We start from the raw sequence: 9,612 nt of genomic DNA on the forward strand, positions 1-9,612 counted from the left end.
GTCGGCAGCCCGGGCTGCCGACCACCTGACATCTTGCCGATCATCCGGTCCGGGCCGCGCAGCCCGCGCTCGGCGGTGGCATGGTGGGCGCATGACGCTTCCAGTGCTGCCCGCCGGGGTCGACGCCGTTCTCGCACCGCTGGACGGGCTGCGGCAGGAGCTGTACGACACCTATGTCGACCTGCACCAGCACCCCGAGCTGTCCTTCGCGGAGCACCGGACCGCCGCCATCGCCGCCGAGCGGCTCGCGGCCCTCGGGTACGTGGTGCACTCCGGCCTGGGCGGGACCGGCGTCGCGGGCGTGCTCGGCAACGGTGACGGACCGTGCGTGCTGCTGCGGGCCGACATGGACGCGCTCCCCGTCACCGAGGAGACCGGCCTGCCGTACGCCAGCACCGTGCGCGCCACCACCGCCGACGGGGTCGAGTCCGGCGTGATGCACGCGTGCGGGCACGACGTGCACGTCGCCGCCCTGCTCGGCGCGGCCGACCTGCTGGCGCGGGGCCGGTCGGCCTGGTCGGGAACGCTGGTGGTCGTCTTCCAGCCCGCCGAGGAGCTGGGCCGCGGCGCCCGCGCCATGATCGACGACGGCCTGTACGACCTCGTCCCCCGCCCCGACATCGTGCTGGGGCAGCACGTCGCGCCCGTCTCGGCCGGCCTGCTCGGCGTCCATGCCGGCCCGGCGTTCGCGGGCACCGACGTCGTGCACATCCGGCTCGTCGGCCAGGGCGGCCACGGGTCGCGACCGGAGGCGACCGTCGACCCGGTGGTCATGGCCGCCGCCACGGTGATGCGGCTGCAGACCGTCGTCTCGCGCGAGGTGGCGGCGGGCGACGCCGCCGTCGTCACCGTCGGGACGCTGCACGCCGGGACGAAGGAGAACATCATCCCCGACGACGCGCGCCTCGGCGTGAACGTCCGCTCCTACGACGAGGCCGTGCGAGCCCGGGTCCTGACCGCCATCGAGCGCATCGTGCGGGGTGAGGCGGCCACGGCAGGCGCGCCGGAGCCGCCGACGATCACCACCGGCGACTCGTTCCCGCCGGTGGTCAACGACCCGGCCGAGACCGAGCGCACACGAGGTGTCCTCGCCGCCCGCTTCGGCGCCGAGCGGGTCATCGACCCCGGCCCGGTCGCGGGCAGCGAGGACGTCGGCCTGCTGGCCACCGCCGTCGGCGTGCCGATCGTGTACTGGCTGCTGGGCGGCTGGGACCCGGCCGCCTACCAGGCTGCGTTCGCCGCGGGCACGACGGACCGTGACATCCCCTCCAACCACTCCCCGCGGTTCGCACCGGTGCCCCACCCGACGCTGGAGACGGGCGTCGAGGCGCTCGTGGTCGCGGCACTGGACCGTCTGGCGGCGCCGGCAGCCGGCTGAGTCGGCGGCGGGGCTCGGCGGGTGCGCTCAGCGGCGGGCCAGCGCGTCCGCGAGCGCCGTCATCCGGGCGGCGGTGCCCTCGTGCCCCCCGAAGTGCACGGCGAGCTGGGCGGCCCCGGCCTCGCGGTAGGCGACGGCGGCGTCCGCCACCCGCTCCACCGGGGCGCTGCCGTCCCATCCGATGCGGAGCGCGGGCAGGACGGCGCGGTCGCCGGCCAGCCCGGCGAGCATCCGCGCACGCTCGGCGAACGTGCCCGGGTCGGCGGGCAGCCCCTGCCAGACGTCGCCGTAGCGGGCGGCGCGGCGCAGGGCGGCGTCGCTGTTGCCGCCGACCATGATCGGCACCGGCCCGTCGGGCACCGGCGCGAACACGCCCTGCTCGTACGAGAACCGCCGACCGTCGTACGGCGCCGCCCCAGCGGAGAACAGGTGCCGGAGCAGCGCGAGCATGTCGTCGGTGACGGCGCCGCGGTGCGCGTAGTCCGCCCCGACGGCGTCGAACTCGGGCACGTTCCACCCGACGCCGACACCGAGGATCACCCGGCCGCCGGAGAGCTGGTGCAGCGTGGCGACCTGCTTGGCGAGCACGAACGGGTCCCGCAGCGGCGCGACCAGCACCGAGGTGCCGAACCGCAGGTGCTCGGTGACCGCCGTGAGGTGCCCGATCGTCACCAGCGGCTCGTGGACGCCGCCGAAGGTGGCTCCGTACTCGCCGGGCGGCAGCACGTGGTCCGGCAGCCACGCCGTCGTGTAGCCGAGGTCCTCGGCCGCCCGGGCCAGGTCGACGAGCGTGCGGACGGGCATCGTCGGAAACTCGTTGGGCAGCACTACCTGAAGCTCCATGCCAGACCGAACTGGTGCGGTCGTGACCCCATTCCCGTGACACGGCAACCGGGCCGAGGTGGAGTACACACATCCCAGCTGTGTTGCCGAGAGTAGACATCGTCCACTGACAGCAACATGGTCTGTTCAGTACCTGCCGCCCGGAGGGCCCTGACGAGAGGTCCGCTTCTCAACGCCGCCCGGTCGTGGTTGGCTTCGGCTCGTGGAAATCATCGTGACCAGCGTCGTCGCCGTCGTCGGAACGCTGCTCGGTTCGCTGGCGACGCACTACTTCCAGCGCCGGAACCGGGCCGACGCCGAGCGCTTCGAGCGTAACGAGCGCCTGCGCCAGGAGCGGGTCAGTGCGTACACGGCGTTCGGCGGGGCGCTCATCAACCTGCGTCGAACGTCCAAGGACCGCTGGTACTCCATCCACGACCAGCGCGACGGCGCCGACCCCGAGACGCTCCGCTACGAGACCTACCGGCTGTTCACCACGGCGCAGGAGGCGCTGTTCCGGGTCGAGCTCGTCACGGAGTCGAGGGACCTGATCGAGCTGGGCAGGAAGGCGCTCACGGACGTGGACCGTATCAAGCCCGACCTCGCGCGTGACGACTTCGCGCACCACCGGGAGGTGTCCCGCAGGAGCGTCTTCGCCTTCATGGAAGCGGCGCGCAAGCACGTCGACGTGGCGTAGGGCGCGTCAGGCAGGTTCCCGCGGCCCGACGGCGGCCATCGCCCGGTCGACGAGCACCGCCATCTTCTGCGTGGTGCCGCCGGCGAGCCACGCGTGCTCCGCGGCCAGGACACAGCCCAGCGCCGCCGAGACGACGGCGCGAGGCGTCGGGTCGTCGGCCGCCCACGGCGCGCCCACCACCTCGGCACGCTCGCGCACGACCTGCTCCGCCGCGCTCCCGACCCGCTCGATCTTCTCCAGGTACCGCGCGCGCAGGCCCGGCGTCTCGAGGATGATGCGCTGCATCGGCGCCGCGAGGCCGGCGGATCCCGCCTGGTCGAGGTGCGCGATCATGCCGTCGAACGAGTGCCGCAGGGCGGTCCAGACCGGTTCGTCCGCCGGCCGGTCACGCAGTGCCGCGAGCACCTCGTCGCCCACCACGTCGAGCTTGCCGAGCACCACGTCCTCGCGCGTCGAGAAGTACCGGTAGAGGGTGCGACGCGACATCCCGACGGCCTCGGCGATGTGCCCGATCGTCGTCGCCTCGTAGCCGCGCTCGACGAACAGCCGCTCCGCGGCCTCGGTGATCTCCTTCTGGATCGCGCGCCGGGTGCGTTCCCGGAGGCCGGTGCGTGCCTGGTCGGTGTGCGCCTGGTCCATGCCGCACGAGATTACACGACGCGTCATCGTTGACACACTGTGCCACTCACTACATGCTGTGCAATATGGACACCACCTCCCCCAGGATCATCGTCGTCACGGGTGCGAGCGACGGGATCGGCGCCGCCGCGGCCCGGCTGCTCAGCGCCGCCGGCCACCGCGTGGCCGTCGTCGGGCGCTCGCCGGAGAAGACCGCCCACGTCGCCCGCGAGGTCGGCGGGCAGCACTTCGTCGCCGACTTCACGAACCTCGCCGACGTGCGCCGCCTGGCCGCCGAGCTCGACGACGCCTACCCGCGCATCGACGTCCTCGCGAACAACGCAGGCGGCATCCTGGGCGGCGACCGCACCAGGACCGTCGACGGCCACGAGCGGACGCTCCAGGTCAACCACCTCGCGCCGTTCCTCCTGACCAGCCTGCTCCTGGACAAGCTCATCGCCAGCCGCGCCTCGGTCATCCAGACGTCGAGCGTGGGCGCGCGGCTCTTCGGGCACCTCGACCTCGACGACCTCGACCACGACCGGGACTTCACGGCGCACCGCGCGTACGGCACGGCGAAGCTCGAGAACATCCTGTTCACCACCGAGCTGCACCGGCGGTTCCACGACCAGGGGCTGTCGTCGGCGGCGTTCCACCCGGGCGGTGTCGCGACCAACTTCGGCGCCGAGAGCACCAGCTTCTTCCGGCCGCTCTACCAGAGCCGGATCGGCAAGATGGTGCTGGCCACGCCGGAGAAGGGCGCCGCGCAGCTCGTCCGGTTCGCACAGACGGAGCCCGGCGCCGCCTGGCAGTCGGGCGCGTACTACGAGCGCGGCCGGGTCGCGCGGCGCGTCAACCCCCAGGCGCGCGACGCCGTCCTCGCCCGCCGGCTGTGGGACCGCTCGGCGGAGCTCGTGGGGATGGAGGCGCGCTGATCCCCTGGCCCCCGGCCGCCGGCCGCGGGTCGCGGCAGCACGCCCGACGGGCTATGCCTGGTACGCCGCGCCGAACCCGACGCCCGCGCGCTCGACGGCGTCCCGGACGGCGTCGGCCCGCGCCTCGGGTCGGTCGACCGCGACCGCCGCAGCGGCCGCAGCGCCCATGCAGGCGCCGAGGTGCGCGGACAGCAGCGGCCAGCCGGCGGGTTCGGGAAACCTCTCGCGCAGGGCCTCGATCAGGTCCGCCTGCGCTCGCTGGAGCCGGACGACGAGCGACGCCGGCAGGCCGCGCGACGTGGCGACGAGCTCGGCGCGCAGGTCGGCCAGCGCGTCCGCGCCCGTGCTTGGGTCCGCGAACAGGTCGACGAGCCGCGCCATGACGGCACGCACCCCCTGCTCGGGGCCTGCGTCCACGGGAAGCGCGTCCAGCACGTCGACCGCGCGCCGGACGTGGCTCTCCAGGTAGTGGAAGAGCACGTCCTCCTTCGACGGGAAGTGCAGGAAGAAGGTTCGGCGCGCGATACCCGCCCCGGCAGCGATGTCGTCTATCGACGTCCTCGCGACGCCCCGTTCGAGGAACAGGCCGGTCGCCGCGCGCACGATGGACGCACGCGTCTCCGCACGCCTGCGGTCCCGCACACCCGGCTGGACGGGTGGTCGCTCGCTCATGGTCCGATCGTACCGCCGGATATGCACTAGTGTAGTTATGCACTAGTGCACTCAACCCTGAGCTGCCGTCGACCCTCCCGGAGGAGCCATGCCCGAGCACACCGGCCGCACCTACGTCGTCACCGGCACCGACTCAGGGATCGGCGCCGTCACCGCCCACCGGCTCGAAGGGGCGGGCGCCCGCGTGATCCGCTGCGGCCTCGGCCCGGCCGCCGACGTGCACGCCGACCTCACCACCGCAGAGGGTCGGGCCCTGGCCGTGAGCCGGGTGCGGGACCTCGCGCCGGCGGGGATCGACGGTGTGGCGCTCGTCGCGGGCAGCGCGGAGCCGGACGTCGCCGTCGGGCTCAACTACTTCGGCACGCTCGCCCTGCTCACGGCCATGCGCGACGACCTGGCGCGCAGGCCTGACCCGCGCGCGGTGGTCGTGAGCTCCGCGTCGTCACTCTCCGCCGGCGACACCGACCTGGTCGACGCCTGCCTCGCCGGCGACGAACGTCGCGCCAGGGCTGTCGCCGAAGGCCTGGCCGCACGTGGCCGCGGGACGGTGGTCTACCGGTCGACGAAGATCGCGCTGAACCGGTGGCTGCGCCGTACCGCCGTGCACGAGGAGTGGGCCGGTGCGGGCATCCTCCTCAACGCGGTCGCACCGGGCATCGTCGAGACGGAGACCGCCCGCCGCACGATGCTCACCGACGACGCGACGACCCGCGTGCTCCAGGACGCCCTGCCGCAGCCCCTCGGCATGCCCGGTCCGGTCGAGCCGGTCGCCGCGGCCATCGCCTGGCTGCTGTCACCTGAGGCCGCGTTCACCACCGGCCAGGTGCTGTTCGTCGACGGCGGTGCCGAGGCCGTCCTGCGGGGCGAGGCGCCGTTCGCGACGGGCGTCCGCTACGGCCCGCTGCGCCTGGCGCGCATGCTCACCTGGACCGTCATCGGCCGGCTGCGGGCCGCCCGCGGGCGGTGAGCCGGCCGCTCCCCCACCGCGCCACGACGTCCCGGCAGGCGGGTACGTCCTCGTCGGCGACGAGGAGCACCAGGTTGCCGACGTGGTCGCTGTACTGGACCAGCACGTTCACCCCGGCGTCGCCCAGCCGGCGCGCGAGCGTACCGAGCTGGCCGGGCACCTCCTGGTCCAGCCGGGCGAGCACCACCTCTCGCACCGTCGCCGGGCCCAGTCCGGCCGCACGGACCGCCGCGAGCGCGCGGGCGCCGTCGTGCACGAGGTAGTGCGCGACCGCACGGCCGTCGTGGGTGAACACGCCACCGCCCTCCAGGCTCACCCCCGCCTCGCCGAGCGCCTGCCCGAGGTCGGCCAGGGCTCCGGGACGGTCGGGCAGGTGGACCTCGAGGTCGTGGGTCGCGGCGCTCATTAATCGGGTCATGGCGGGACCGTAGGCCGCGAAAGGTTCGGTGGACGCCGAAACGTCCCGGCCGTACCGTCGGCCCATGACCAGGGACCGCGACTTCACGGCGCTGGGCCGGGCGCTGGCCACCCCTGCCCGGTCCACGTTCGTGAACCTGCTCATGGACGGCACCCGGCGGCCGGCGGGCGAGCTCGCCCGGGCGGCAGGGGTGAGCGCGTCGACCGCGTCCGAGCACCTGGGCGTCCTGGTCGACGCCGGTCTGGTCACCCGCGAGAGCCACGGCCGGCATCGCTACTACGCGCTGGCGGGCGGTGAGGTGGCCGCCGCCCTGGAGTCCCTCGGCATGGTCGCCGACGCCGCTCCCGTGTCGGGGTACCGCCGCAGCCGACGCGCGGAGTACCTGGCGGCTGCCCGGTTCTGCTACGACCACCTGGCGGGCCGGCTCGGTACCGCCCTGACGGACGCCTGGGTCCGGGCCGGCTGGCTCGCGGGCCGCGACGAGCTCGCCCTGACGGACCCGGGCGCCGTCGGGCTGCGCGAGCTCGGGGTGGACGTCGACGGCGCGGTCAGCGCCCGTCGGCCGACCACCAGGGCGTGCCTGGACTGGACCGAACGGCGTCCGCACCTGGCGGGAGCGCTCGGCTCCGCGGTCGGCACCCGGTTCCTGGAGGCCGGCTGGGTCACCAGGCACCGGTCGGGCCGCGGCCTGAACGTCACGGACGCGGGCCGCGCCTTGGTCCGCGAGTCGTGGACCATCGACCTGACCGACGACGAGCCCGGCCTCCCGGCACGTTGACCACAGCAGTTGCTGCCAGAAGCCGGCCCGGTCTGGCAGCAGCTGCTGTGGTCAACTTCGCTTGCCGCCCGGCGCGTCGGCGACGTCAGCCGGTCTCGCGCGCGCCGCGTCCCGCGCCGCCGGTCCACTGCCTGCGGAACCAGCCCTCCCAGGTGTGCCCGCCGAACCGCTCGCCCGCGGCGAGGAGGTTCGCGAACGAGTGGTAGCCACCGGGCAGCCCGACGCGCAACCGCACCGGGGGCAGGCCGGGCAGCGGTGCGGGGTCCTTGCCGCGGTACCGCCCCAGGCGGGGCAGCTCGAGCAGCGTCTCCTCGCGCATCGGCACGATCTCCAGCGCGATGCCTCGCTTGTCGGTGATGCGCAGCGCACCGTAGAGCCGGTCCTTGAGCCAGCCGCTCACCTTCGCCTTCAGGTGGGCCGCTGGTCCGCCGATGGTCGGCAGCTCCGGCGGCATCTCGTAGGCCAGGCCGACCCGGGCCGCCTGGGTCCACCGGACCAGGTCCCACGAGGTGCCGTGCCAGAACCAGATCCCGGCCGCGTCGACGACGACGCCCCGGGGCCGGGTCACGCGCCAGAAGTTCGCGATGAACAGGACGCACAGCCCGCCGAACAGGAGCCCGAAGAAGCCGGCTATCACCTTGGCGACGGGATCAGGGTCCGTCACGACCGCGTAGCCGCAGGCCCATCCGAGCGGCCCGGTCAGCAGGATGCCGACGACGAGGGTGATCGCGCCGAGCCGTCCGAGGTCGAGCCGGTGCGCGTCCGGCGAGAAGACCGGTTCGGCGCCCTGCGCCGGGCCCATCATGTCCTGGTTCGTCACCCGCGAGATCGTAGCGGCTGGACCGGTCGTCCGGGCCGCCACGCCGCGGCCCGGCGGCCCGGACGCCGCACCGCTACGTGCGTTCCTCGCCCGGTTCCGCGGGGGCCTGGCCGAGAGTGCCCTCGGCAGCCGCACCCTCGAGGAGGTCCGCGAGCGCGCGCAGCTTCTCCGCGACGCCCTCGCCGAGCGGCGTGAGGGAGTACTCGACGCGCGGCGGGATGGTCGTGACGACGTCGCGCGTCACCATGCCGTCCCGTTCGAGCGCCTGCAGCGTCTGGGACAGCATCTTCTCGCTGACCCCCTCGACCCGCCGGCGCAGCGCGTTGAAGCGGTAGCTCCCCTCGCCGAGCGCGAGCAGCGCGAGCGAGGCCCACTTGGCGGTGACGACCTCGAACGCGGCGCGCGAGCCGCAGTCGCGCGCGAAGACGTCCGCCACCAGCTCCTGCGCGGGGCTGTCGGATCCGAGGTCGGTGATGCTCACGGACCCAGGGTACCGCGCACGGCGGGAATGTGGTGTACTTTCGATTCGTTAGTGCTTCCCGTTAGCAACTACCCGAGCAATGGAGAGTGTCATGACCACCTACGCCGTCACCGGAGCCACCGGCGGCCTCGGCCACCTCGTCGTCGAGGAGCTCCTCTCCCGCGGCGTCCCCGCCTCGGACGTCGTCGCGATCGTCCGCACGCCCAGCAAGGCCGCGGACCTCGCGGAGCGCGGCGTCCAGGTCCGTGAGGGCGACTACGCCCGGCCCGAGACCCTTCCCGCCGCGCTGGCCGGGGTGGACCGCCTGCTGCTCGTCTCCGCGAGCGAGCCGGGCACGCGCGTCGCGCTGCACAGCGCGGTGATCGACGCCGCGAAGGCCGCCGGCGTCGGCCGCATCGCCTACACGGGCATCCTCAAGGCCGGCAACACCTCCAACCCGCTCGCGGGCGAGCACGAGGGTACCGAGGGGGCGCTGCGCGCGTCCGGCGTCCCGATCAGCATCCTGCGCAACGGCTGGTACTACGAGAACTACACCGGGCAGCTCGGCCAGTACCTCGAGCGGGGCGAGATCGTCGGCGCCACCGGGGGTGGCAAGATCTCGGGTGCGGCGCGCGCCGACTACGCCGTCGCGGCCGCGGCGGCGCTGCTGACCGACGAGGGCGACGAGGTCGTCCACGAGCTGGGCGGGCCCGCGTTCGGCCTCGCCGACCTCGCCGCCACCATCAGCGACGTCACCGGCATCAAGGTGACCTACCGCGACCTGTCGGTCGACGAGTTCCAGGCCGAGCTGCAGCAGTACGGGCTCGACGCCGGCACCGCCGGCTTCGTCGCCGGGCTCGACGCCTCGATCGCCGCGGGCGACCTGGAGACCGACAGCGACGACCTGTCCCGCCTGCTGGGCCGCCCGGCCACGCCGCTCGCCGACGCGGTCCGCGCCGCGCACGCCTGACCCGGCGCCGGCCGGCGGTGCGCACCGGGCGGCCGGCGGCCGTACGCCGACCATGCACCTGCTGCCAGGATCCGGCC

General features: G+C 74.1%; 12 protein-coding genes. 6 read left to right on the top strand and 6 right to left on the bottom strand.

The window, feature by feature from the left end:
* The first annotated feature begins 91 nt into the window (after positions 1–91).
* Positions 92–1,378 (top strand): amidohydrolase, encoded by a 1,287-nt coding sequence (locus tag ACFWE2_RS22490; RefSeq protein WP_377226432.1) that lies wholly within the window; start codon positions 92–94, stop codon positions 1,376–1,378.
* Between the two features lie 27 nt (positions 1,379–1,405).
* Here the strand turns inward: ACFWE2_RS22490 and ACFWE2_RS22495 are convergent, their stop codons facing one another.
* Positions 1,406–2,221, bottom strand: a complete 816-nt coding sequence (locus ACFWE2_RS22495) for a TIGR03619 family F420-dependent LLM class oxidoreductase (RefSeq protein ID WP_377226433.1) — start codon at positions 2,219–2,221, stop codon at positions 1,406–1,408.
* A 202-nt stretch (positions 2,222–2,423) separates the two neighbouring features.
* Here ACFWE2_RS22495 and ACFWE2_RS22500 point away from each other — a divergent pair, with 202 nt between their 5' ends.
* Positions 2,424–2,897: a hypothetical protein gene (locus tag ACFWE2_RS22500; RefSeq protein ID WP_377226434.1), complete on the top strand. Its 474-nt coding sequence runs from the start codon at positions 2,424–2,426 to the stop codon at positions 2,895–2,897.
* A gap of 6 nt (positions 2,898–2,903) precedes the next feature.
* Here the strand turns inward: ACFWE2_RS22500 and ACFWE2_RS22505 are convergent, their stop codons facing one another.
* Positions 2,904–3,563 carry a TetR family transcriptional regulator gene (locus tag ACFWE2_RS22505; protein WP_377226435.1) on the bottom strand — a complete coding sequence of 220 codons (660 nt, stop codon included), beginning with the start codon at positions 3,561–3,563 and terminating at the stop codon, positions 2,904–2,906.
* 38 nt (positions 3,564–3,601) lie between these two features.
* Here ACFWE2_RS22505 and ACFWE2_RS22510 point away from each other — a divergent pair, with 38 nt between their 5' ends.
* Complete coding sequence (locus ACFWE2_RS22510; protein ID WP_377226436.1) at positions 3,602–4,450, top strand: SDR family NAD(P)-dependent oxidoreductase; 849 nt, start codon at positions 3,602–3,604, stop codon at positions 4,448–4,450.
* 51 nt (positions 4,451–4,501) lie between these two features.
* On the opposite strand, the gene ACFWE2_RS22515 is transcribed toward ACFWE2_RS22510, so the two are convergent.
* Positions 4,502–5,122: a TetR/AcrR family transcriptional regulator gene (locus ACFWE2_RS22515; RefSeq protein ID WP_377226437.1), complete on the bottom strand. Its 621-nt coding sequence runs from the start codon at positions 5,120–5,122 to the stop codon at positions 4,502–4,504.
* An 88-nt stretch (positions 5,123–5,210) separates the two neighbouring features.
* On the opposite strand from ACFWE2_RS22515, the gene ACFWE2_RS22520 reads away from it, so the two are divergent.
* Positions 5,211–6,089 carry an SDR family oxidoreductase gene (locus ACFWE2_RS22520; RefSeq protein ID WP_377226438.1) on the top strand — a complete coding sequence of 293 codons (879 nt, stop codon included), beginning with the start codon at positions 5,211–5,213 and terminating at the stop codon, positions 6,087–6,089.
* On the opposite strand, the gene ACFWE2_RS22525 is transcribed toward ACFWE2_RS22520, so the two are convergent.
* Positions 6,055–6,507, bottom strand: a complete 453-nt coding sequence (locus ACFWE2_RS22525; protein WP_377226439.1) for an ACT domain-containing protein — start codon at positions 6,505–6,507, stop codon at positions 6,055–6,057. The two genes, ACFWE2_RS22520 and ACFWE2_RS22525, sit on opposite strands and share 35 nt — an antisense overlap.
* 64 nt (positions 6,508–6,571) lie before the next feature.
* Here ACFWE2_RS22525 and ACFWE2_RS22530 point away from each other — a divergent pair, with 64 nt between their 5' ends.
* Complete coding sequence (locus tag ACFWE2_RS22530; RefSeq protein ID WP_377226440.1) at positions 6,572–7,285, top strand: ArsR/SmtB family transcription factor; 714 nt, start codon at positions 6,572–6,574, stop codon at positions 7,283–7,285.
* Between the two features lie 85 nt (positions 7,286–7,370).
* Here the strand turns inward: ACFWE2_RS22530 and ACFWE2_RS22535 are convergent, their stop codons facing one another.
* Complete coding sequence (locus tag ACFWE2_RS22535) at positions 7,371–8,105, bottom strand: hypothetical protein (protein WP_377226441.1); 735 nt, start codon at positions 8,103–8,105, stop codon at positions 7,371–7,373.
* 73 nt (positions 8,106–8,178) lie between these two features.
* Complete coding sequence (locus ACFWE2_RS22540) at positions 8,179–8,586, bottom strand: winged helix-turn-helix transcriptional regulator (RefSeq protein ID WP_377226442.1); 408 nt, start codon at positions 8,584–8,586, stop codon at positions 8,179–8,181.
* A 91-nt stretch (positions 8,587–8,677) separates the two neighbouring features.
* Here ACFWE2_RS22540 and ACFWE2_RS22545 point away from each other — a divergent pair, with 91 nt between their 5' ends.
* A complete protein-coding gene (locus ACFWE2_RS22545) occupies positions 8,678–9,535 on the top strand; it encodes an SDR family oxidoreductase (protein WP_377226443.1) in 858 nt (285 codons plus the stop codon).
* Positions 9,536–9,612: the final 77 nt, after the last annotated feature.

Origin of the sequence: Promicromonospora sp. NPDC060271, assembly GCF_042726755.1 — a bacterium.
In the GTDB taxonomy this organism is placed as follows: domain Bacteria; phylum Actinomycetota; class Actinomycetes; order Actinomycetales; family Cellulomonadaceae; genus Promicromonospora.

What these genes read in the sequence shown, in the direction of transcription:
- ACFWE2_RS22515 (WP_377226437.1), bottom strand. Translation starts at nt 5,122, where the DNA reads ATGAGCGAGCGACCACCCGTCCAGCCGGGTGTGCGGGACCGCAGGCGT.
- ACFWE2_RS22525 (WP_377226439.1), bottom strand. Translation starts at nt 6,507, where the DNA reads ATGACCCGATTAATGAGCGCCGCGACCCACGACCTCGAGGTCCACCTG.
- ACFWE2_RS22495 (WP_377226433.1), bottom strand. Translation starts at nt 2,221, where the DNA reads ATGGAGCTTCAGGTAGTGCTGCCCAACGAGTTTCCGACGATGCCCGTC.
- ACFWE2_RS22510 (WP_377226436.1), top strand. Translation starts at nt 3,602, where the DNA reads ATGGACACCACCTCCCCCAGGATCATCGTCGTCACGGGTGCGAGCGAC.
- ACFWE2_RS22545 (WP_377226443.1), top strand. Translation starts at nt 8,678, where the DNA reads ATGACCACCTACGCCGTCACCGGAGCCACCGGCGGCCTCGGCCACCTC.
- ACFWE2_RS22505 (WP_377226435.1), bottom strand. Translation starts at nt 3,563, where the DNA reads ATGACGCGTCGTGTAATCTCGTGCGGCATGGACCAGGCGCACACCGAC.
- ACFWE2_RS22520 (WP_377226438.1), top strand. Translation starts at nt 5,211, where the DNA reads ATGCCCGAGCACACCGGCCGCACCTACGTCGTCACCGGCACCGACTCA.
- ACFWE2_RS22490 (WP_377226432.1), top strand. Translation starts at nt 92, where the DNA reads ATGACGCTTCCAGTGCTGCCCGCCGGGGTCGACGCCGTTCTCGCACCG.
- ACFWE2_RS22530 (WP_377226440.1), top strand. Translation starts at nt 6,572, where the DNA reads ATGACCAGGGACCGCGACTTCACGGCGCTGGGCCGGGCGCTGGCCACC.